Genomic DNA, 21,464 nt, shown 5'->3' on the forward strand with positions numbered 1-21,464 from the left:
ATGACCCCTTGTCCGGAGTGACGATGGCCGAGCCCGGCGTCCTGCTCAGTCTGCGGTCCCTGTCGAAGTCCTACGGGGCGACGTCGATCCTGCACGGCATCGACCTCGACGTCCGCGACGGCGAGTTCATCACCATCCTCGGCCCGTCCGGCTCGGGCAAGACCACGGTGCTGCGCCTGATCGGCGGCTTCACGGCCCCGTCCGGCGGCGAGATCGTGCTGGACGGGCGCGACATCGCCGGCGTGCCGATCAACCGGCGCCCGTTCAACACCGTCTTCCAGGACTACGCCCTGTTCCCGCACCTCACCGTGGCGGGCAATGTCGGCTACGGCCTCGCCGTGCGCGGCACGCCGCGGGCCGAGATCGCCGCCCGGGTCAGGGACGCGCTCGACCTGGTGCAGCTCGGCAGCCTCGGCGGGCGCTACCCCTCCCAGCTTTCCGGCGGCCAGCGCCAGCGCGTCGCGCTCGCCCGCGCCATCATCTGCCGCCCGCGGCTGATCCTGCTCGACGAGCCGCTCGCCGCGCTCGACGTCGAGCTACGCCGCCAGATGCAGAGCTTCCTGAAATCGATCCAGGCCGAGATCCGCACCACCTTCCTGTTCGTCACCCACGACCAGGAAGAAGCGATCGCCATGGCCGACCGCATCTGCGTGATGAGCGCCGGCCGCATCCAGCAGATCGGCACGCCGCACGAGGTCTACTACCGGCCCTCCTGCGAGTTCGTGGCCCGGTTCTTCGGCGAGAACAACCTGATCCCCGGCACCCTCGGCCCGGCGGCGGCCGGCGCGTTGCGGACGATCGAGACCGGCGTCGGCCCGATCCTGTGCTCGATCGAGGGCCAGCCCGCCCTGGCCGCCGCCCCGGCCGGCAGCAGGGCGCTGGCGGTCTGCCGGCCCGAGGCGATCGGCATCGGCGCGGCCGCGCCCGGCGAGAACCGCATCGCCGCCACCATCGCCCAGGTCGCCTTCGCCGGTGCCTCGACCATGGCGACCGCCACGGCCGGCCGCGATCCCGGCCTGTCGCTGCGCACCCGCCTGCCGAGCCGGCCGGACGGGGTCGCGCTCGCCGCCGGCGAGGCGGTGACGCTCGCCTTTCCCGCCGCCGCCTGCCGGCTGGTGCCGGCGTGAGCGGCCGCTCCCTCCCGGCCGGCTCGGCCCGGCTCGCGCCCTGGATCGCCGCCGCCGCGGCCTATGCCGTGCCGGTCTGCTTCGTCCTGGCGCCGATGACGCTGTTCCTGGCCTACAGCTTCGTCGGCGTCGAGGGCGGCGACATCGTCTACACGCCGACGCTGGCCAACTATGCCCGCTTCTTCACCGATCCGGTCTTCCTGCCGATCTTCTGGCGCACCTGCCTGCTGTGCCTGGCCGTGGCGGTGCTGTGCGTGCTGCTCGCCTATCCCGTCGCCTATTTCCTGACGACCCTGCGCGGCCGGCGCCGCTACGTCCTGCTGGTGCTGCTGCTGGTGCCGCTGCTGATGAGCTACGTCATCAAGATCTACGCGGTCCGCTCCATCCTCGGCGGCAACGGCATGCTGAACCGGGCGCTGATGGCCCTCGGCCTGATCGACCAGCCCTCGATGCTGTTCGTGTTCAACCTCAACGCCGTGCTGCTGACGCTGACCGTGCTGCTCATCCCCTTCGCGGTGCTGCCGATCTTCCTGTCGCTGGAGCGCATCCCACAGGCCCTGCGCCACGCCTCCGCCGACCTCGGGGCCAGCGCCGCCCAGACCTTCTGGCGCGTCACCGTGCCGCTCAGCCTGCCCGGCGCGGCCTCGGCCATGAGCTTCGTCTTCGTGCTGGCGATCGGCGACTTCCTGACGCCGCAGATGGTCGGCGGCCAGTCCGGCTTCACCTTCGGGCGCATCGTCTACAGCCAGTTCGGGACGGCCTTCAACTGGCCGTTCGGCGCCGCCCTCTCCGTCATCCTCGCCGCCACCGTGATGCTGGCCATCGCCCTGGGCGGTCGCTTCGGCCGTCAGAAGGGAGGCGCCTGATGCGCGCCTCCGGCCACGCCGCCACGGCGCTGCTCGCAGGCCTGACCGTCCTGGTCTTCGTCCTGCTCTACGGCCCGCTGATGGTGCCGATCCTCTCGTCCTTCTTCGCGGTCAGCCGCGGCGCGGTCGACTGGTCGCAGCCGACCCTCGCCGCCTATTCGGCCCTGGCCGGCAACGCCAGCGTGCTCAACGCCCTCGGCACCACGCTGGTCGTCGGCGCCGGCGCCGTGGTGTTCTCCGTCGTCATCGGCACCGGCCTGGCGCTTTACTATGCCTCGCCCGCGGCCAAGGGGCGGGAGTTCCTGCAGTTCGTGCTGTTCCTGCCCTTCCTGATGCCGCCGATCATCACCGGCCTCGCCCTCCTGGTGTTCTTCCGCGAGGTCGAGTTCGACCGCTCGCTCGTCACCATCGTCATCGGCCACACGGTGTTCGTGCTGGCGCTGGTCTACCGCACCATCCTGACGCGGCTGCAGTCGCTCAGCGCCAGCCTGGTCGAGGCCTCCTACGACCTCGGCGCCAGCGGCTGGCAGACCTTCCGCCTGGTGCTTCTGCCCAACCTCACCGGCGCCATGGCCGGCGCGGCGATCCTCGCCTTCGCCCTTTCCTTCGATGAGACCATGATCACCCTGCTGGTCACCGGCACCCAGAGCACCCTGCCGGTGCGGCTCTGGGCGATGATGCGCCTGGGCTTCACGCCCGATATCAACGCCCTGGTGGCGCTGGTGCTGTTCTTCACCACCGCCCTGTGCCTGGCCGCGGTCCGCTTCCTGATGCCGGCCCGGGCCATGGCAGGTGCAGAGGGAGATTGAGAGCGGATCGGCAAGACTTTCCAGATCCGTGCGATATTCGAACGATTGCCTTCCGGCAGGCCGCTTGTACGATCGGAGGCATGACAATCGGCCGGACTGCCCCAGCGGTGCCGGCCATGGAGGATGCCGCGCCCCCATGCTGCAGCCCGGTCCAGCAGCACCCTTCGTCGTGACACCGGACCTGGCCGAGGACGGCCTCGTCGACCGCATCTACGAGGCGGCCCTGGTGCCGGAACAGTGGCGCGGCGTGCTCAACGACATCGCCGCTGCGGCCGGAGCGCGGCACGCTCTCCTGCTTGCCACCCGCGGCACCGAGCCGCTGGGATGGGTGACGACCTCTCCGGAATGCGAGGCGATGATGCTCGGCCATTTCGAGCGCTTCCCCGACAATGTCCGCACCCGCCGCCTGCTGGCGGCGCGGCGGGCCGGCTTCCTCACCGACCGCGACCTGCTGACCGAGGCGGAGATCGGCCGGGAGCCGCTCTACCAGGATTTCCTCATACCGGAAGGCCACGGCTCGGGCACGGCGACGGCCATCCATGCGCCGAGCGGCGACGACATGATCGTCCATTGCGAGCGTCCCTTCGCCGAGGGCAGCTTCGGTCCCGCAGCCCTGTCCTTCCTCGACGGCCTGCGCCCGCATCTCGCCCGCGCCTCGCTGCTGTCGGCGCGGCTGGAGCTGGAACGCGCAGAGGCCGCCGCCCGCGCCCTGGAGATCATCGGCCTGCCGGCAGCGGTGCTCGACCGCGCCGGCCGGGCCATGGCGGCCAACACGCCGCTGGTCGGGATGATGCCCGCCACGGTCCGCGACCTGCCGTCCCGGCTCGCGCTGGCCGACCCCGCGGCCGACCGGCTGCTCCTCCGGGCGCTGGCGACCCCGGACATGGCCGCGACCGGCGGCGTGAGCTCGATCCCCGTGGCGGCACGAGAGGACCGGCCGGCCGTGGTCGTGCACCTCGTGCCGATCCGCGGCACAGCGCGCGACATCTTCTCCAAGGCCCGCTTCATGCTGGTGGCGACGCCGGTCGTGCCCGCGGCGGTGCCGACGGCGAGCGTGGTGCAGGGCCTGTTCGACCTGACACCGTCGGAGGCCAGGCTCGCGGCGCTGATCGCCGCCGGCCATCCCCCGCGCGACGCGGCGACGAAGCTCGGCATCGCCGAGCAGACCGTGCGCTCGACCCTCAAGCGCATTTTCCAGAAGACCGGCGTCACCCGCCAGGCCGAGCTGGTCGGCCTGCTCGGCGGCGCCGCCCTCAGGCCCTGACCGCGGCGGCCCGGTCACACCGGCATGGCTTGCGCCGCCCACGCGTGCGCGCCTGCTTGCCTTCGGCTGACCCAGCGGGAATAGTGCGGCCTTCCCCAACGAGTCCCTGCGATTGCGACGTCCCCCCTCTCCGCTTCTCCTCCTCGCTTCGGTCCTGCCCCTCCTCGGCCTCGGCACAGCCGGCGCGGAGCCGCTGGCGCGGCCGACGCCCCATGCCGGCCTGATCGTCTCGGCCAAGGGCGGCGAGGAGTTCCTGCCCGTGCACGTGCCGGGCTGGCGCGCGGCCGAGGCGCGGCAGGATCTTCTCAGCGGCGACACGCTGCGCACCAATGCCATCGGCACCCTGGCCCTGCTCTTCGCCGACCAGACCCAGGTCCGCGTCGGCCGCAACTCGACGCTGGTGGTCAAGGACGTGGCGGCGAACGGGCCGGCGGCGCTGGGGCTGTCGCAAGGCAATGTCTGGGCCCGCGCCGCCCGCGGCGGCGCCAGCCTGACCATCGACACGCCGGCCGCCGCCGCGGCGATCCGCGGCACCGACTGGTCCCTGACGGTCGACGGCAACAAGACCTCGCTGATGGTGCTGGAGGGCACGGTCGAGCTCGTCAATGCGCAGGGCTCGGTCACGGTGCACGAGGGCGAGGCTGCGGTCGCCACCCTCGGCGGCAAGCCGACCAAGGTCGTGCTGGTCCGCCCGAAGGACCGCGAGCAGATGCTGTTCTATCTCTCGCTGCGCGATGCGTTCGGCTGGCTGCCGGCGACCTCGGGCAATCGCCGCGCCGAACGCGACGAGCGGGCCAGGCTCCTGGCACAGCCCGCCGACCGGCGCAGCGCCGAGGACTGGCTGCGGCTGGCCGAGATCGGGCTCGCCTATGACGGGTGGGTCGCCGCCGCCCGGGATCTCGCCCGGGCCCGCGCCGGACGGCTGACGGCCTCGCAGCGGGCGCGGGCCGACCTGGTCGAGGCCCTGGTCACCGCCGCGCAGCGGCGCTGGAAGGAGGCGGCCGCCCTGTTCCGCCAAGCGGCGCGAGGCGGGCTCGACCCGACGCGACGCGCCAGCGCCCTCTACGGCGCCGCCTTCGCCGACGCCCTCGCCGACCCGGGCAAGGCGCCGGCCCTGCCGACGGGCGAGGCTGCCCGCGGCCCCGTCGGCGCGATCGCACAGGCCTGGATCGCCGGCTTCACCAAGGACGACGAAGCCGCGCTCGGCATCGTCCGCGCGGCGCAGGCCCGCTATCCCAACGACATCGTGCTCGCAGGGGCCCTCGCCCGGCTCGCCATCCTGACCGACTCGCGGCAGGAAGCCGAGGCGGCGGCGGCCCGCGCCATGGTCATCGACCCCGACGACCCGCTCGCCCTGCAGGCGGACGCCTATGTCCGCTTCTTCGCCAGGAGCGATCTCGACGGAGCGCTCGCGGCCCTGACCCGCGCGGCCGAGATCGCGCCCGGCGACACGGACGTGTGGAACGGCATCGGCCTGGTCCAGAGCGAGCGCGACGCCGAACGCGAGGCCGAGCAGGCCTTCCGGCGGGCGATCGAGGTCGCCCCCGACAATCCGGTGGCGCGCGCCAACTACGCCGTCCTCCTGCTCGACCAGAGCCGGGTCGAGGAGGCCCGGGCCGAGATCGACACGGTGATGACGCTCGATCCGTCCCTCGCCTTCGGCTACACCGCGCTCGGGCGCTACTACCTGCAGACCGGCGAGACCGACAAGGCACTGGAGAACCTGCTTGCCGGCTCCGTCGCCAACCCCGCCTATTCCAACGGCGTCCTCGCGCTGGCCATGGGCTACTACCAGGCCGACCAGGTCGAGCCGGCCCTGCAGCAGCTCGACGCCGCGGAACGGCTCGACCCGAACGACCCGGTGGTGTCGCTGGTGCGCACCGCCATCTCGCTCGACCGGTTCGAGGCGGACCAGGCCATCACCAGCGCCCGCGCGGCCCTGGCCAAGATCCGGGCGCGCGGCGGCGCCTATGCGCCGCTGGCCGCGGCCAAGGACGCCGGCTCGTACCTGTCGGACTCCTTCCGCCTGCTCGAGCTCGACGCCTGGGGCCGCTATTACGGCGACGTGGTGTTCGATCCGTTCAAGGCGACCGGCTATTTCGACCAGGCCATCAACGCCCGCGCCACGCCGCTGGTCATCCCGGCCTCGGTGCTTTCTCCCGCCATCGGCGAGGAGACCGACGCCTATGCCTTCTCCTCCGTCATGCAGGGCCTGCTGCTCGACCCGCTGGCGGTGGCCGGCCGCAACCGCCACATCGACCTGGTGCGCCGGCCCTTCCTCGACAGCGAGATCGGCGGCGGCCTGGTCTGGCGCGACGGCAAGCTCGGCTGGAGCGCCGGCGCGACGATGCAAGGCTTCGCCAATCTGCCGGTGCCGACCTCCTTCTATGCCAGCGTCAGCGGCATCGACACCACGGGCCGGCGCGACAACGACGAGGAAAGTGCGATCAGCGCCACCCTGCTCGTCGGGACCAACCCGACGCCCTATGACCATGTCGTGCTGTTCTCCTTCCTGAACAAGGCCGATCCGTCCTTGCCGAAGACCGACCTCCCGACGTTTCCCGGCATCGACGTGGACATCGACCGCACCGGCGTGTCGGCGCTCGCCGGAGTGGGTTGGGGCCATGTCTTCGGGGATCGCAACGTCTTCACTGCGGCCGCCGTCGCCAGCTACGGACGCGACAACCAGTCCGCATCGTTCTCCTTTCTCGGTGTCCCCTTTTCGGCTTTTCGCCAGCGCGACGAGCAGACCACCGGCCTCGTGGCCGCCAGCCATCTCTACGGCATCGGCCCGGCGACGATCCGCTACGGTGCCGAGATCAGCGTCGCGGACATCGATACATCCGGTGTCGGGACGCTGACGAGTGCCGCGACCCTCAGCATGAGCCGGGCCTATGTCGACGTCCTGGCGCCGATCGGCGAACACGTCCGGGTCGAGGCGGGAGCCTACGGCGCTTTCCAGCAAAGCGGCGCGCAGGACATCAACCATTTCGATCCCCGCGTCGGCATTGCGGTGGAGCCGTTCGATGGGCACTGGCTGAGGGCCGCCTATCGGCGCGACACCCAGTTCCCGATCTCCTTCACGCTGAGCCCGGTGGCAACGCTCGGCCTCCTGCCCAACCTCGCGCCTCTCGACGTCGGCGGCCGTGCCGACTCAACGATCCTGCGCTGGGACGCCGAATGGGGCTCGCGCCTGTTCACAGCCGTCGAATACCAGCACCAGGCCCTCTCGGGCGTGAACATGTCGGTGCCGCAGTCCCTCGATGAAGTGGCCCTCGGCAGCGCCCGCATCGACCGCCTGTCCGCCACCGCCAATCTCTGGCTCGGCGGCGGCTTCGGTCTCTTCGCCCTGGCGGCGTGGTCGAACGGGCAGGACGAGAGTCAAGACCCGCAATATGGCGGGGACATCCCCTTCCTGCCCGAGCGCTTCGGCCGCGTCGGCCTCACCTGGGTCAGCCCCGAGCTGATCACGCTCACCGTGGCGCAGACCTTCGTCGGCGAACGGCTCGGCGTACGCCTGGGCTTCGCGCCGGAGATGCTCGACGCCTACACCACCACGGACGTGACCTTCAGCTGGCAACCGTTCGAACGGCGGCTGGCCTTCGACGCCTCGATCCTCAACCTGTTCGACCGCAACTTCGAGTTGGCGCCGGGCACGCCGGCCCCGGGCCGCACCGTGCTGGGGTCGATGAAGCTGCGCTTCTGACGCATGGCCCGGAGCCGGCGCGCGGAACCGCAGCCCCAGAGCCCGTCCTCGGCACGGGCGCGGTCCTGGCTGCGCAGCCTGGGCGTCGCGGCGGCGGTGACGGCGCTGTGCTGCGCCCTGCTGGCGCTGCCGGCCTGGCGGCTGGTCGACGCCAAGCTGTTCGACCTGATGTCGACGCAGGCCCCGCCGCAGCCGGCCGAACCGGGCGCGGTGGTGGTGGCGATCGACGAGCCCTCCTTCGCCGAGATCGGCCGGCAATGGCCCTGGCCGCGCGACCTGCATGCCCGCCTGATCCGCAGCCTGCGCGAGGCCGGCGCCCGGGTGATCGGCCTCGACATCATCTTCTCCGAGCCCTCGACGCCCGAGGCCGATGCCGCCCTCGCCGCCGCCCTCGGACCGGACGTGGTGCTCGCGGCGGACGAGGCCCGGATCGAGACGCCGCAGGCCGAGCAGGTCTCGCGCATCGAGCCGCTGCCCGCCTTCACCGCCACCGGGGCGACCGCCGGCGTGGTCGCCGTGGCGCTCGACCGCGACGGCGCGCTGCGCCGCATCCCGTCCTATCCCGACGGCTTCGCCGCCAGTTTGCTGGCACGGCGCGGCGAGGGCCAGCCCATCCCGCAGGGGGCGCTGCTGCAGGTTTTCGGCCCGGCCCGGACCTTTCCGACCGTCTCCTACTACCAGGCGCTCGATCCGGCGGAGTTCCTGCCCAAGGACTATTTCCGCGGCCGCACCGTGCTGGTCGGCCTCAGCCTGCAGAGCGCGGCGACCATCGCCGCCGGCTCGCCCGACAGTTTCGCAACCCCCTTCAGCCTGAGGACGGGCCAGCTGACGCCCGGCGTCGAGATCCAGGCCACCATCCTCGACAATCTGCGCACCGGCCTGTTCATCCGGCCGCTGCCGGCGGCCGGGCTGATCGCCATCATCGCGCTGGTCGCCCTCGCGGCGGCGGCGCTGACCCATGCCAGCGTCACCTGGCGCGCGGCGGCATCCACCGGCCTGGGCATTCTCCTCCTGGTGCTGGCGAGCTTCCTGCTGCTGCGGACCGGCCGCGTCTGGGTCCCGCCCTCGCTGCCCGTGCTCGCCGCGGTGCTGGTGACGGGCTGGCGCGGCGGGCGGGACTTCGCCCGCGAGCGCCGGCAGCGCCACGCGATCACCCGCGCCTTCTCCCATTACCTCGCGCCGGCCCTGGTCGAGCGGCTGGCGGCCGACCCGTCCGGCCTGCGCCTCGGCGGCGAGCGGCGCGAATTGTCGATCCTGTTCTGCGACGTCCGCGGCTTCACCGGCCTCGCCGAGACGATGAAGGACCGGCCGGAGCGCCTGACGGCGCTGATCCATCGCCTGCTCAACCCGCTGTCCGAGGCCGTGCTGGAGCATGGCGGGACCATCGACAAATATATCGGCGACTGCGTCATGGCGTTCTGGAACGCGCCGCTCGACGACGCCGATCATGCCGCCCACGCGGTGGCCTGCGCGCTCGCCATGCTGGCGCGGCTCGACGCGCTCAACGCCGAGCTCGCCCGCGAGGCTCCGGGGCTCGCCTTCGCCGTCGGCATCGGCGTCAACACCGGCGACTGCGTCGTCGGCAATCTCGGCTCCGACCGACGCTTCGACTATTCGGCCCTGGGCGATGCGGTCAACCTCGCCTCCCGGCTGGAGGGCCTGTCGAAGCGCTACGGCGTGCCGCTGGTGATCGGCCCGCAGACCGCCGCCCGGCTCGGCACCGGCGCGAGGGTGGTCGAGCTCGACAAGGTCGCGGTGCGCGGGCGCAGCGAGCCGATCGCCGTGTTCACGGTGCTGCGCACCCCGCCGGCCGACGCCGCCGCGTTCCGCCACGCGCACGAGGCCATGCTGGCCGCCTATCGCGCCCGGGACTGGGAGGCCGCCGAGGCCGGCATCGCCCGCTGCCGGCCGCTGGCACCCGAGCTGGAGGATTATTACGCCGCCGTGCTCGGCTGGATCGCCGCCCTGCGTCAGGCCCCGCCCGGCGACGGCTGGCAGGCGGCGTACCAGGGATAGGGCCGGCCTTAGACATCGCCCGAGAACAAGGGCTTCGGTTGTCAATTGGGTGAGACATCTCAGTTCGTCATGGCCGGACTTGATCCACGGCTGTCCGGTTGGTTTTGGTAGACAGGTTGCATGGCATTGATTCTACTTGTTTCCAAGCACTTGCCGGTGTTTTGGACACGAGAAGGAGCCAACGCCATGCGTCACCACAATAGCGTATTGCACGGGCTTCTGAAGCATGTGCCGTGGTCGGTGTTCGATCGGCTTGTGGATGAACAGGGAACGGATGCCCGGGTTCGGCGGCTGAGCACCAAGAGTCAGTTTGTGGCGCTGCTTTACGCGCAGCTTTCCGGCGCCGCCTCGCTGCGCGAGATCGAAACGGCGATGTCCAGCCACGCGGGCAGGCTCTATCACCTGGGCGTGCGTCAGGTGTCGCGCTCGACCTTGGCCGACGCCAACGCCCTGAGAACGCACGAGGTCTTCTCGGGCCTGTTCGCCCATATGGCGGCCCAGACCAGCCGGGGCTTTCGTCGGTCGAGCGCCGAGGTGGTGCGCCTGATCGACTCGACGAGCCTGCGGCTGTCGGGGATTGCTGCGGCCTGGGCACGCTTCTCCCGCAGCGCCGTCGGCGCCAAGGCGCACATCATCTACGACCCGGACGCCGACCGGCCGCTCTACCTTGAAGTCACGCCCGCCAAGGTCAACGACATCACGGCCGCGCACGCCATGCCCATCGAGCCCGGCGCCACTTATGTCTTTGATCTCGGCTATTATCATTACGGTTGGTGGGAGCGCCTGAACACAGCCGGCTGCCGGATCGTCACCCGGCTCAAGAAGAATACGCCCCTGGCTCCGGTCGCCGAACAGCCTCTGCCGCCCGGATCGACCCTGCTCTATGATCGGATCGGCCACCTGCCCGAACGCCTGACGACGACGCGCATCAACCCCTTCCAGGATCCCGTGCGCGAGATCGGCGTCGTTCTCGATGACGGCAAGACACTGCGCATCCTCACCAACGACCTGGACGCCCCAGCCCAGGAGATCGCCGACCTCTACAAGCGCCGCTGGGCCATCGAACTCTTCTTCCGATGGGTCAAGCAGACCCTCCGCATCAAGCACTTCATCGGGCAATCGGAGAACGCCGTGCGCATCCAGATCGCCGTCGCCCTCATCGCCTACCTGCTGCTGCGCATCGCCAACGACGCCGTCAAAATCGTCGACAGCCCACTCGCCTTCGCCAGGCTCGTCCGCGCCAACATCATGCACCGTCGCAGCATCGACCAATTGCTCAAGCCGCCCACCATCCCAAAAAGCGACCCTCGCCAATTCCATCTGGACTTACTCCCAACATGAACCGGACAGCCGTGGACTTGATCCGGCCATCCACGCGGACACCTCCGGCGTCATACTATTGGCGACCTGAACAAGTGCTCTTACCTGATCTGTCGCGTTCCCTAACGAGATCGCATGCGATCTCGTCGAGATGGCCGGATCAAGTCCGGCCATGACGCCCAGGTCGAATCGCTTGTTCGTGAACGGCGCCTTACCGGCCGAAGCTGGCGGCGATCCGGAGGACCTGCACCCCGTCCGGCAGCTCGAGCAGGAACTCGGCGTCGCGCTCGAGGTGATGGATCCGCCGCGGGTCGGTGCCGGCGAAGCGCGACATCGCCGCGACGCTCTCCCAATACGAGATCGTCACGAACTCGCTGTGGTCGGGACGATCCTCCCGCAGCATCTCGACGCCGAGCGCCTTCTTCGCCAGCGGCTCGATGCCGTGCTCGTAGAGATAGCGCTCATAGTCGTCCGCCCTCGCCGGCGCGGTCCGGCCGCGCCAAATGCGGGCAATCGTCGGTTGTGGGGCGGTTGCCATGGTCATCGGCTCCTTCCATCAAGCTCATAACCATCAAATATGATTTTGACAGTTAGTCAATAACCTCGAAAACCAATTTCAGGGGTTATTGGATCGGCTTGCCGGCCCTTGCGACCCGCACCGACCGGCTCCGGCGCGTCCGTTCGAAGCAGGCCTGACGGCAGATCCTGGCCGATGCCGGGATTGGCCGTCGCCGGGAGCCTCGCCGCCAGCGGACGACATCGCCTCGGAACCGCCGCCGGTTGCCGGCGCTGCCTCGGCCGGGCGCGCTCCCGCCCCTTGCCCGCTCGCGGGAGCGACCTATGCTCTCCGCATGAACGAGCCCGCCTGCCCGGTCTACCTCTTCCGCAGCCCGGTCTTCGCAACGTCCGGCGACACCGTCATATCCGTGGCGCCGCTGGCCCGGGTCATCGCCGCCTATGGCGGGGGCGGGCTCTTTGGCGAGGGCGGCGTGTCGGCGGCCTTCGGCGGTGCCGTCATCTTCAGGAATGAGGATTCGCGCGAATATTTCGTGGGCGTCTGGGGCGCCCGCAAGGCGTCCCGGTTTCGATCCAGACTTCGAGAGACGTCGAAGATCAGCATCGTCAGGGATTCTCCGTCGGCTCGCCTGATGTTCTTTCAGACACGCAGCCGTCCCGGACGACGCGCCGCGCGTGAAGGCTCGTCCCTTCGCGGACCGGGTCCGGTGTCGGCGTAAAGCTCCCCCCGATACGGGGCACCCGGATGGTGCAGCTCAAGGAGCATGTAACCTCGGCTACATGCATGACCTTGCGTTATATGCCAATGTACATCCGGGCGAGGAGACAACTCCCCGCGGCAATCCTTCGGAAACAACGACCAGCATCGGAAATGCCGCCGCCACGACGATGGGGGTTGGAATGCGCGTCGCCATTGCCTCCGATGTCGTTCCGCCCCCCGGCCCGCCGGCGGACCGGCTGTGATGTCGGGGCTCGATCCGATCCTGTCGGCCTGCGCCTGCGCCCTGTTCTACGGCACCAGCACCTTCCTGGCCGGGCGTGCCACGGTGCGGATCGGCGAGCGCTCGACGCTCGGCCTGTTCCAGGCCACGGGTTTCGCCTGTGCCCTGGCCCTGCTCGTCGCCTTCGCCGGCCTGCGTTCTACCGCGGCGGCGATCCGCCAGGACCTGGTGCTCGCCGCCCTGTCGGGCCTGTGCTTCAGCCTCGGCTGGGTCTTTCTCGGCCGCGGCCTGGCCTATGGCCGCATCACCGTCGTCGCCACCGTCGAATGCCTGACCTCGATCAGCTTCGTTGCGCTGGCCGAGGGCGTCACGGTCGGCTGGTCGGGATACCGCGCCCTCGGCGGCATCGGCCTCGCCGCCGTCGCGGCCGCGCTGGTGGCGCTCGGCGGAGGATCGGACGGCGCGCGGGCCGGGTCGCTCCGCTTCTCGGCCGTCCTCGGGCTCACGGCGGGCCTCTTCTTCGGCAGTTCCTACCTGACGCTCGGCTTCGTCTCGCCGGACGGCGGCGTCACCGCCCTGGTGATCATGCGCTTCGTCGCCGCCACCGGCGCGCTGGCCTGGCTGGCGGCGACGCGGCTCTCGGCCGCCCCCGCATCGCTGCCGGACGCCGCCGGGCTCCCCGCCGGCGTGATCCTGGCCCTCGCCGGCGGCATCGCCGACGGGCTGGGCACCTGCGCCTTCGTCGCGGCCACCGCCAACGGCCTCGTCGGCGTCGCCGTCGCCATCCTCTCCCTCTATGCCGCGGTGACCGTGCTGATCGGCATGGTGGTCCTGCGCGAGCGGCCGACCCGAAACCAGGTCTGCGGCCTCGCCGTAGGGCTGGCGGCCATCGTCGTCCTGGCGCGGTAGGCAGCCCAAGCCCGGCATGATCCCCGGCGGCACGGATCCGGCATGCGCGGCCGTTCCGTCATTATCCGGCTCATCCGAACGCCGTCCATGCTCTATAACGTTTTCGCTCTGGTCCACACGAAAGGAAACATCCCGACATGCCTGATTTCGACAAGGGTCCCATCCTCGTCACCGGCGCCAGCGGCGGCATCGGCGCCGCCACCGTCCGCCAGCTCCGCGCCGCCGGCGCCGACGTCATCGCCAGCGGCCGCGACGGCGGCAAGCTCGAGGCGCTCGCGGCCGAGACGGGCTGCCGCACCCTGCCGTTCGACCTGACCTCGGACGAGAGCATCCGCAGCGCGCTCGAAGGCCTCGACGTCTGGGGCGTGGTCAATTGCGGCGGCTTCGGCGGCGAGATCGCCACCCCGATGGACACCGACATCGCCATCTTCGACAAGGTGATCGCGATCAACGCCCGCGGCGCCCTGCTGGTCACCAAGTACACGTCCCAGTCGATGGTCCGGCTCGGCAAGGGCGGCGCGATCGTCAACGTCTCGAGCCAGGCCTCGCTCGTCGCCCTGCCCGGCCACATCTCCTACGGCTCGTCCAAGGCGGCGCTCGACAACATCACGCGCGTGTCGGCGCTCGAGCTCGGCAAGTACGGCATCCGCGTCAACAGCGTCAATCCGACGGTCGTGATGACCGAGATGTCGGCCGCCTACTGGGGCCAGCCGCAGATCCGCGACCCGTTCCTCAAGACGATGCCGCTCGGCCGCTGGGCGACCGAGGACGAGATCGCCGCGCCGATCGTCTTCCTGCTGAGCGAGGGCGCGGCGATGATCACCGGCGTCTCCCTGCCGATCGACGGCGGCTTCACGGCCGTTTGAGGCCTGGACGGGCGGGTGCGAGGGGCCGGCGCGCTGCGCCGCTCCTCTCGCCGTCCGCCCCCCGCCAACCGCGAGAGGGTGGGGCGGCCTCCGCCGGTGTCGCAGTGCGGCGAGCGGACAATCGGCATGCCGCGCCGAAGCCTCGTGGCGATGTGCCCCACCGGAGTCACCGGCCCCGTGGCCGGTGGCGCGGCGGCTCCCCCGGCGGGTCAGCGCGTTCGTCGGTCGAGCTCCGTTCCGGTCAGGCGGCCTTGATCAGGCCGAGCTGCGTCAAGGCGGCCACGCCATCGTCGAGGCCGATTTCCTCCACGATCCGGCCATCGAGCACCTTCAGCACCGTTGTGCCGGTGAAGTGCATCGTGCGGCCCGTCGCGGCAGGGAGGCCGCCGGCCAGGAAGTCGTCGAAGGCCGGCCCGGCATGGGTGCCGCCCCCTTCCCACTGGCCGACGACGTAGTCGCCTTCGGCGATCAGATCCGCCGTGCCCCAGAAGCCGAGATCGGGGAATGCAGCGCGAAAGCCGGTCATGAAGGCCTTGATGTCGTCATGGCCGCGCCGCGGCTCGTGCAACGAATATCTGAGCAGCATGTCCGGCGCGGCGATGTCGTCGACAACAGACAGATTGACATCCTTGCCCCAGAATTCGGCGAACCAGCGGGCGACTACAGCCTTGTTGTCTTCTTCCTTGCTCATGCGCGTGTGTCCTCTTGAGTTGCTTCGCAGGGATCGCCGGGTTTTCTCGACGACCGAGACGAAGCACTACGCGCGAGACGTCTTTGCCAAACTCCGCTTCTTGCCGTGGAAACGATTGCGCCGGCAGGCAGCGGCAAGCCTCGATCCGAGGCCGATACCCCCACCCGTCGCCAATGGACCGGAGGAGACCAGGGCGCGATGCGCCTCTGCACGAAACCTGCACATCTCCGACATCGCTCGCCCATCGTCCCCCGATCACCCCTGCATCGCGGCGGCGCATCGTCCTCTCCGTCACGAGAGGAGCCCCCATGACCCTGCCGTCCCTGATCGCCGCCGACCGCCCCCTGCCGCTGCGCGCCAGCTTCCTGATCAAGGTGGGCGTCGCCTTCGCCCTGATCGCACTGGCCGACTGGCTGTTCTTCGAGCGAGGCGGCGGCTCGACCGTCGGCGGCTTCGCCGTCGCCTGGATCGCCGCGCTCCTGGCGACGCGGCCGGCACTGCGCCATGACCGTCGGGCGCTGCTCGCCCTGGCCGCCGCCGGCGTGATGGCGGCGAGTCTCGTTGACGCCCCCGGGCCGCTCGCCCTCGTCCTGTTCTGGTTCGCTCTCGGCGTCGCGGCACTGGCGCCGCGCTTCACGCGCTGGGACCATGCCGGGCGCTGGCTAGCGCGGCTGTCGCTCCACACCGTCGGCGGCCTGCCGTCGCTGGTGTGGGATGCGGCGATGCTGCACCGGCTGCGTCGCCGCCGCGGCGGCGGCCTCTCCCGGGTGGTGCCGATCCTGGCCCTGCCGGTGATCGGAAGCGTCGTCTTCCTGATGCTGTTCGCCCGCGCCAATCCTCTGATCGAGGCGATGCTGGTCAACCTCGATCCCAATCAGCCCCTGGCACGGCTGACGACCGGGCGCGTCACGTTCTGGATCGTGATGCTGGCCCTGGTCTGGACGATGCTACGGCCGACGCGTTTCATCCGGTCGAAGGCGCCGGCCTGGGGCCGCCGCGCCACGCCGGCCCTGCCCGGCCTTGCGCCCCTGTCGGTCGGCCTGTCGCTGCTCGCCTTCAACGCCCTGTTCGCCGTGCAGAACCTGCTCGACATAGCCTTCCTGTGGAGCGGCGCGCCGCTGCCGGACGGCGTCACCTTGGCCGACTACGCCCATCGCGGCGCCTATCCGCTGATCGTCACCGCCCTCCTCGCCGGCCTCATCGTGCTGGTGGCGCTGCGGCCGGGTTCGCAGAGCGCGGGGCGACCGGCCCTGCGCCGGCTGGTCTATCTGTGGATCGGCCAGAATGTCTTCCTGGTCGCCTCCAGCATCCTGCGGACACTCGACTATATCGAGGCCTATTCGATGACCAGCCTACGCCTGGCGGCGCTGATCTGGATGGTCCTGGTGGCGGTCGGCCTCCTCCTGATCTGCTGGCAGATCGCCCGGAGCAAGAGCAGCGCCTGGCTGATCAACGCCAATGCCGCCGCCGCCCTCGGCGTGCTCGTCGTCTGCAGCTTCGCCGACCTCGGCGAGGCCGCCGCGGCCTGGAACGTGCGATACAACCGCGAGGTCGGCGGCCGGGGCGTGTCGCTCGACCTGTGCTACCTCTGGCGGCTCGGTCCCTCGGCGCTGCGTCCGCTGATCGAGCTCGAAGGCGAGGCGATCCCGGACGGCCTGAAGGACCGCGTCCGCGGCTTCCGCAACCTGGCGGCGATCAAGCTGGCGCGGTCCCAGGCCGACTGGCGGAGCTGGACCTGGCGCGACGCCCGGCGGCTCGCGGCCGCGCAGGTCGCCATCGATGCCGCGCCGGGCGGCGCCGACGTCAGCGACGAGGCCCGTCGCTGCCCAGACTACGAGGAGTTTTGACATCGGCCCGGCCGCAGTGACATGGATGGACCGATGTCCCGCACCGTCCTGATCGTCGACGACGATCCCCATATCCGCGAGTTGCTCGTCTTCGCCCTGGCCAAGGCCGGCATGGCGACGCGCGAGGCCGGCGACGGCGAGGCGGCGCTCGCCGCGGTCGAGCGCGAGCGGCCGGACCTCGTCGTCCTCGACATAAACATGCCACGCATGGACGGGCTGGAGGTCTGCCGCCGGCTGCGCGCCGCCGGCGACCTGCCGGTGCTGTTCCTGTCCTCGCGCGACGACGAGATCGACCGCGTCCTCGGGTTGGAGCTCGGCGCCGACGACTATGTGGTCAAGCCGTTCTCGCCGCGCGAGGTGGTGGCGCGGATCGGCGCCATCCTGAAGCGCACCCGGGCGAGGGCCGCGGGCGAGCCGGCAGCCGAGCCGATCCTGCGCGGCCGGCTCAGGCTCGACCCGGCCGGCTGGCACGCCGCCTGGGCCGGCCGCGAGGTGGCCCTGACCGCCACCGAATTCCAGCTCGTGCGCATCCTCGCCGCCGCGCCGAACAAGGTGTTCAGCCGCGACGAGATCATCGACCGCCTGCACGGCCCGGGCTTTGCGGTCACGGACCGCACCATCGACAGCCATATCCGCCACATCCGCCAGAAGTTCGCCGCGCTCGGCGGCGACGACGCCGTCGAGACGCGGCCGGGCATCGGCTACCGGATCGGCCTCTGCCTCGGCGACGGCGCGTGAGCGACGGCCCCAAGGCCTGGATCAAGGCGCGCTGGCCGGCGATGCGCCTGCGCGCCATCCTGTTCGGGGTGCTGCTGTTCACCGCGGCGATGCCCGGCCTCGGCGCGGTGTTCCTGCGCGTCTACGAGAACGTGCTGGTGCGCCAGACCGAGGCACAGCTGATCGCCCAGGCCGCCGCCCTCGGCGCCGCCTTCGCAGAGGCTTGGCCTAGGCCCGCGGCGACGGATGCCGTCCCCCCCGAGCCGACGGCGAGCCGCGCCGAGCCCTACACCCCCGAGCCGCTGACCATCGACCTCAACGCCATGGCGACTCTGCCCGAGCGGCCCGACGCCGCCCCGCCGCGGTCGCCGCCCGATCCGGCCGCCCTGGCGGCGGCCAGGGCCGTGGCGCCGATCGTCGCCGCCACCGGCCGCACCACCCTCGCCTCGATCCGCATCCTCGACCGGGCCGGCACAGTCGTGCTCGGCCGCAAGGACCAGGGGTTGAGCTATGCCGGCGTGCCGGAGGTCGAGGCGGCCCTGGCCGGCACGGCCGGGACCGTGCTCAGGCGCAAGGGCGACTATGTCCCGCGCTACGCCTTCGAGACGCTGAGCCGGGCCTCGGCGCTGCGCGTCCACCATGCCAGGCCGATCCGCGTCGGCGACGAGGTCGTCGGCGTGCTCCTGCTGTCGCGGTCGCCGCGGGCGCTGTTCCGCGGCATCTATGACGACCTCGGCAAGATCGCCCTCGGCGTCGGCGTGATCTTCCTCGCCGTGCTCGGCCTCGCCGGGCTGCTGTCGCGCGCCATCGCCCGGCCGATCGAGCAGCTCACCGCCGCCACCGGCCATGTCGCCGGCGGCGGCGTCGAGGTGCCGGAGACACCGGCCACCGCCGCGGTCGAGATCCGCGCCCTGTTCGACAATTTCCGCCTGATGGCCCGGCAGATCGACCGGCGCTCGCGTTACCTGCGCGACTTCGCCGCCTCGGTCAGCCATGAATTCAAGACGCCGCTCTCGGGCATTCGCGGTGCCCTGGAGCTCCTGGAGGAGCACGGTGCCGGCATGAGCGAAGCCGAGCGGCGGCGCTTCCTCGGCAATGCCGGCGCCGACGCCGCGCGGCTGTCGCACCTCGTCGCCCGGCTGCTGGAGCTCGCCCGCGCCGACATGGCGGTCGCCGGCGACGCGGTGTCGACGCCGCTGGCGACGCCGTTGCGCCGGGTCGCCGACGCCATGCGCAGCCAGGATCTGGCTGTCATGCTCGCTCTGCCGGAGGCGGATCTCGACGTCGCGGTGCCGGGAAACGTGATCGAATCCACCCTCGCCACCCTGGTCGAGAACAGCGCCCAGGCCGGGGCGCGGACGGTGCGCATCGCCGTGGAGGCACAGGCGGAGGCGGCGGTGATCCATGTCGGCGACGACGGCCCGGGCGTGCCGGCCGCGGATCGCGACCGCCTGTTCGAGCCCTTCTTCACCACCCGCCGCCCCCAGGGCGGCACAGGCCTCGGCCTGCCGATCGTCCGCTCCCTGCTCGCCTCCAGCCGCGCCGGCATCGAGCTGGCGGAGGCGGAGCAGGGCCTGGCCTTCGTCATCCGGCTGCCGCGCGCCGGATAGGACTGCCGGTCGTCAGCCGCCGGCGTGGAGCTGCGTACGCTCCGCCTCGGCCGCCACCATCGCGTCGAGCCGCGGGCGATATTCGGCATGGACCGCGTCATAGGCCTGCGCCCAGGCCGGCACCGGCTCGACGACATGGCTGCGGCCGGCGGCGGCAAGCGGCGCGGGCGCTCCGGCCCCTTCCGCCCCGATCAGCGCGGCGGCGACGGCGGCAAGCTCGGGCTCGTCGATCACGGTGACCGGCGTCCCGAACACGCTGGCGCGCAGCTCGACCAGGGCGCGCGACCGGCTCCACCCGCCGGTGGCATGGATCGCGCCGGGCGGAGCCCCGGCCTCGTCGGCCGCCTCGAGCATGCGCCGGGCGAACAGGGTGCAGGCCTCCAGGGCGGCGCGGCGGTCTCCGCTCGCCGCGATGCCGGCCGCGGTCGGCGGAGGCAGCCGCGGCGAGGGCGAGCCCGGCAGGCTCGGCGATGCCAGGAACCCGGTGAGGTCGCCGAGCGGCGCGAGCGCGGCCGCAAGCTCGAACACGCCGAGGCAGGCGACGCCCCTGCCCCCGCGCACCGGCACGGAGAAGGCGAGGTAGGGATCGAGGCCCGGCGCGGCGCGCTCCGCCTCGCAGTAGACGAGGTTGGCGGTGCCGAGGGAGTCGATGCGCCCCCGCTGGTCCAGGCCGCGGATGGCGGACGCGGCGACGGGGTGGTCGTGACCGCCGGCCACCACCAGCGTCGACGCATCGGCGAGCCCGCCCGCCGTGAGGGCGCCGTGGCGTACCGTGCCGATCGCCGTCCCGGCCGCGACCACCGGCGGCAGCGGCGGCGCGCCGGCCCGTTCGAGCAGGCCGGCGATCCAGTTGCGCCCGTAGATGTCGAAGCAGGCGGTCCGCGCCGCCAGCGTCTCGCTCATGAAGGCGCGGCCCGACCATATGGCGGCGGGATAGTCGGTGAGGGCCAGCCAGGCATGCGCCGCGGCCAGTTCGTCCGGCCGGTTCTGCCGCAGCCAGAGCCATTTGGCGGCCGTGCGGGAAGGATCGACGGCGAGGCCGGCGCGGAGCGTGTCCGGCGACGCGGGATCGAAGGCCCCCGCCTGCACTGCCGCGCGATCGTCGAACCAGGGCAGCGACAATCCGGTCGGGACGAGATCGGCGGTGACGCCGATGCCATCCTCGCCGACGCCGGTGGTGGCGATCGAGGCCAGCGGCCCCGGCCGTCCGGCGTCCCGCCAGGCGGCGGCGATCATCGCCTCCAGCAGGCCGACCAGCCCGGCCGCATCGGTGGCGACGCGGCCGCCGTCCGGCACGCGCGGCGTCGGCGCCGTGCCGCGGGCGACGCAGCGCCCCGCCCCGTCCACCAGCACCACCTTGAGGTTGGTGGTGCCGATGTCGACGCCGCAATGCAGCCGCTCCATGGTCGCGGCCCTCGCCGTCACCAGCGGCGGCTGAAATGCCGGCGCGAGATCGCCGCCATGCCGGCGATGACCTCGCCGGCCTCGGCCGGCGGCCGCTGCCAGACCTTGCGGCCGACCACCAGCCCCTGGGCTCCGGCCGCGATGGCGTCCTCGGCGTCCTTGAGGGTGGAGCGGGCGTCGCCGCTGAGCGGACCGCCGGCCACCACGATCGGGATGTCCAGCTCCTCGCACAGCTTGGCGGTGGCGTCCGGTCCGGGGAAGGTGATCTTGATGATGTCGGCGCCGAGGTCGTAGGCGACCCGCGCCACCTCGAGCTCGGCCTCGATGATCTCCGGCGAGCGCGGCGCCGCCAGGAACACCGGCTCGACCATCACCGGCATCGCCCATTTCGCGGCCTCGGACACGACGGTGCCGATGCGCTGGCAGTAGAGCACCTTCTCCCTGTCGTCGACGTTCCACGGCAGCAGCAGCTTGACGCAGTCGACGCCGAGGCGGACGGCGTCCTCGACCGAGGCGACGAGCGTGCCGGTGCCGGTCTCGGGAGCGCCGGTCGGCCAGAAGGCGTCGATCGCCAGGATGCGCGCCATGGCCGGGGCCCTGGCGAGATCCACCTCGGTCGCCTTGACGATGCCGGTAGAGACCATGAAGCCGGTGATGTCCTCGCCGAGGAAGCGGCGCATCACCTTGGCCGGCGCCTCCAGGCTCGGCACGCGGCCCCAGACAAGGCCGTGGTCGATCGGCACGACCAGCGCGGCGCGGTCGTCGCGGAAGATGCGGTTCATCCGGTAGTTCGTGGAAAGGCGGCCCTTGGCCATGGCGCGTGCTCCAGTGGGATTGCGATGGGATGGGTGATGT

At 71.4% G+C, this 21,464-nt stretch carries 17 protein-coding genes; 13 read left to right on the forward strand and 4 right to left on the reverse strand.

Going from position 1 to position 21,464, the window contains the following annotated elements; translation table 11 throughout:
• Nucleotides 1-23: 23 nt before the first annotated feature.
• The 7 genes from AC27L4_RS14320 to AC27L4_RS14350 all read left to right on the forward strand — a co-directional run bounded on the left by AC27L4_RS14320 (nucleotide 24) and on the right by AC27L4_RS14350 (nucleotide 11,129).
• Entirely contained in the window at nucleotides 24-1,127 is a 1,104-nt protein-coding gene (locus AC27L4_RS14320; protein ID WP_487142875.1) for an ABC transporter ATP-binding protein, read from the forward strand.
• Entirely contained in the window at nucleotides 1,124-1,993 is an 870-nt protein-coding gene (locus AC27L4_RS14325; protein ID WP_487142876.1) for an ABC transporter permease, read from the forward strand. The genes AC27L4_RS14320 and AC27L4_RS14325 overlap by 4 nt, the downstream gene beginning before the upstream one ends.
• Nucleotides 1,993-2,802 (forward strand): ABC transporter permease, encoded by an 810-nt coding sequence (locus tag AC27L4_RS14330; RefSeq protein WP_487142877.1) that lies wholly within the window; start codon nucleotides 1,993-1,995, stop codon nucleotides 2,800-2,802. Before AC27L4_RS14325 ends, AC27L4_RS14330 begins: the two co-directional genes overlap by 1 nt.
• Nucleotides 2,803-2,938: 136 nt before the next feature.
• Entirely contained in the window at nucleotides 2,939-4,066 is a 1,128-nt protein-coding gene (locus AC27L4_RS14335) for a helix-turn-helix transcriptional regulator (RefSeq protein WP_487142878.1), read from the forward strand.
• Between the two features lie 112 nt (nucleotides 4,067-4,178).
• Nucleotides 4,179-7,772 carry a TonB-dependent receptor domain-containing protein gene (locus tag AC27L4_RS14340; protein WP_487142879.1) on the forward strand — a complete coding sequence of 1,198 codons (3,594 nt, stop codon included), beginning with the start codon at nucleotides 4,179-4,181 and terminating at the stop codon, nucleotides 7,770-7,772.
• Nucleotides 7,773-7,775: 3 nt separating this feature from the next.
• The gene (locus AC27L4_RS14345) at nucleotides 7,776-9,788 is read left to right on the forward strand and encodes a CHASE2 domain-containing protein (protein WP_487142880.1); all 2,013 of its coding nucleotides are present in this window, start codon (nucleotides 7,776-7,778) and stop codon (nucleotides 9,786-9,788) included.
• A gap of 186 nt (nucleotides 9,789-9,974) precedes the next feature.
• Entirely contained in the window at nucleotides 9,975-11,129 is a 1,155-nt protein-coding gene (locus tag AC27L4_RS14350) for an IS4 family transposase (RefSeq protein WP_487142881.1), read from the forward strand.
• A 190-nt stretch (nucleotides 11,130-11,319) separates the two neighbouring features.
• Here the strand turns inward: AC27L4_RS14350 and AC27L4_RS14355 are convergent, their stop codons facing one another.
• Nucleotides 11,320-11,652, reverse strand: coding sequence for an antibiotic biosynthesis monooxygenase family protein (locus tag AC27L4_RS14355; protein ID WP_487142882.1), 333 nt, complete (start codon nucleotides 11,650-11,652; stop codon nucleotides 11,320-11,322).
• Nucleotides 11,653-11,959: 307 nt separating this feature from the next.
• Between AC27L4_RS14355 and AC27L4_RS14360 the strand changes: the two genes are divergently transcribed.
• The 3 genes from AC27L4_RS14360 to AC27L4_RS14370 all read left to right on the forward strand — a co-directional run bounded on the left by AC27L4_RS14360 (nucleotide 11,960) and on the right by AC27L4_RS14370 (nucleotide 14,340).
• Nucleotides 11,960-12,343 carry a hypothetical protein gene (locus tag AC27L4_RS14360; RefSeq protein ID WP_487142883.1) on the forward strand — a complete coding sequence of 128 codons (384 nt, stop codon included), beginning with the start codon at nucleotides 11,960-11,962 and terminating at the stop codon, nucleotides 12,341-12,343.
• Nucleotides 12,344-12,586: 243 nt separating this feature from the next.
• Nucleotides 12,587-13,474 carry an EamA family transporter gene (locus tag AC27L4_RS14365; RefSeq protein ID WP_487142884.1) on the forward strand — a complete coding sequence of 296 codons (888 nt, stop codon included), beginning with the start codon at nucleotides 12,587-12,589 and terminating at the stop codon, nucleotides 13,472-13,474.
• A 137-nt stretch (nucleotides 13,475-13,611) separates the two neighbouring features.
• Nucleotides 13,612-14,340: an SDR family oxidoreductase gene (locus AC27L4_RS14370; RefSeq protein WP_487142885.1), complete on the forward strand. Its 729-nt coding sequence runs from the start codon at nucleotides 13,612-13,614 to the stop codon at nucleotides 14,338-14,340.
• A gap of 241 nt (nucleotides 14,341-14,581) precedes the next feature.
• On the opposite strand, the gene AC27L4_RS14375 is transcribed toward AC27L4_RS14370, so the two are convergent.
• Complete coding sequence (locus AC27L4_RS14375; RefSeq protein WP_487142886.1) at nucleotides 14,582-15,031, reverse strand: ester cyclase; 450 nt, start codon at nucleotides 15,029-15,031, stop codon at nucleotides 14,582-14,584.
• A gap of 308 nt (nucleotides 15,032-15,339) precedes the next feature.
• Between AC27L4_RS14375 and AC27L4_RS14380 the strand changes: the two genes are divergently transcribed.
• The 3 genes from AC27L4_RS14380 to AC27L4_RS14390 are packed head-to-tail and all read left to right on the forward strand — an operon-like array spanning nucleotide 15,340 to nucleotide 19,205.
• Nucleotides 15,340-16,878, forward strand: a complete 1,539-nt coding sequence (locus AC27L4_RS14380) for a DUF4153 domain-containing protein (protein ID WP_487142887.1) — start codon at nucleotides 15,340-15,342, stop codon at nucleotides 16,876-16,878.
• Between the two features lie 33 nt (nucleotides 16,879-16,911).
• Complete coding sequence (locus AC27L4_RS14385; protein ID WP_487142888.1) at nucleotides 16,912-17,616, forward strand: response regulator transcription factor; 705 nt, start codon at nucleotides 16,912-16,914, stop codon at nucleotides 17,614-17,616.
• Nucleotides 17,613-19,205 (forward strand): sensor histidine kinase, encoded by a 1,593-nt coding sequence (locus AC27L4_RS14390; protein WP_487142889.1) that lies wholly within the window; start codon nucleotides 17,613-17,615, stop codon nucleotides 19,203-19,205. Before AC27L4_RS14385 ends, AC27L4_RS14390 begins: the two co-directional genes overlap by 4 nt.
• Before the next feature lie 12 nt (nucleotides 19,206-19,217).
• Here the strand turns inward: AC27L4_RS14390 and AC27L4_RS14395 are convergent, their stop codons facing one another.
• Both AC27L4_RS14395 and AC27L4_RS14400 read right to left on the reverse strand, forming a co-directional pair.
• Entirely contained in the window at nucleotides 19,218-20,630 is a 1,413-nt protein-coding gene (locus tag AC27L4_RS14395) for an FGGY family carbohydrate kinase (protein WP_487142890.1), read from the reverse strand.
• The gene (locus tag AC27L4_RS14400; RefSeq protein WP_487142891.1) at nucleotides 20,627-21,424 is read right to left on the reverse strand and encodes a class I fructose-bisphosphate aldolase; all 798 of its coding nucleotides are present in this window, start codon (nucleotides 21,422-21,424) and stop codon (nucleotides 20,627-20,629) included. Before AC27L4_RS14400 ends, AC27L4_RS14395 begins: the two co-directional genes overlap by 4 nt.
• Nucleotides 21,425-21,464: the final 40 nt, after the last annotated feature.

The organism is Labrys sp. Lb11, assembly GCF_057554225.1.

Excerpts from the sequence above, each read along its gene's own strand:
- AC27L4_RS14320 (WP_487142875.1), top strand. The coding sequence starts at position 24 with ATGGCCGAGCCCGGCGTCCTGCTCAGTCTGCGGTCCCTGTCGAAGTCC.
- AC27L4_RS14330 (WP_487142877.1), top strand. The coding sequence starts at position 1,993 with ATGCGCGCCTCCGGCCACGCCGCCACGGCGCTGCTCGCAGGCCTGACC.
- AC27L4_RS14335 (WP_487142878.1), top strand. The coding sequence starts at position 2,939 with ATGCTGCAGCCCGGTCCAGCAGCACCCTTCGTCGTGACACCGGACCTG.
- AC27L4_RS14345 (WP_487142880.1), top strand. The coding sequence starts at position 7,776 with ATGGCCCGGAGCCGGCGCGCGGAACCGCAGCCCCAGAGCCCGTCCTCG.
- AC27L4_RS14350 (WP_487142881.1), top strand. The coding sequence starts at position 9,975 with ATGCGTCACCACAATAGCGTATTGCACGGGCTTCTGAAGCATGTGCCG.
- AC27L4_RS14355 (WP_487142882.1), bottom strand. The coding sequence starts at position 11,652 with ATGACCATGGCAACCGCCCCACAACCGACGATTGCCCGCATTTGGCGC.
- AC27L4_RS14360 (WP_487142883.1), top strand. The coding sequence starts at position 11,960 with ATGAACGAGCCCGCCTGCCCGGTCTACCTCTTCCGCAGCCCGGTCTTC.
- AC27L4_RS14365 (WP_487142884.1), top strand. The coding sequence starts at position 12,587 with ATGTCGGGGCTCGATCCGATCCTGTCGGCCTGCGCCTGCGCCCTGTTC.
- AC27L4_RS14370 (WP_487142885.1), top strand. The coding sequence starts at position 13,612 with ATGCCTGATTTCGACAAGGGTCCCATCCTCGTCACCGGCGCCAGCGGC.
- AC27L4_RS14375 (WP_487142886.1), bottom strand. The coding sequence starts at position 15,031 with ATGAGCAAGGAAGAAGACAACAAGGCTGTAGTCGCCCGCTGGTTCGCC.
- AC27L4_RS14380 (WP_487142887.1), top strand. The coding sequence starts at position 15,340 with ATGACCCTGCCGTCCCTGATCGCCGCCGACCGCCCCCTGCCGCTGCGC.
- AC27L4_RS14385 (WP_487142888.1), top strand. The coding sequence starts at position 16,912 with ATGTCCCGCACCGTCCTGATCGTCGACGACGATCCCCATATCCGCGAG.
- AC27L4_RS14400 (WP_487142891.1), bottom strand. The coding sequence starts at position 21,424 with ATGGCCAAGGGCCGCCTTTCCACGAACTACCGGATGAACCGCATCTTC.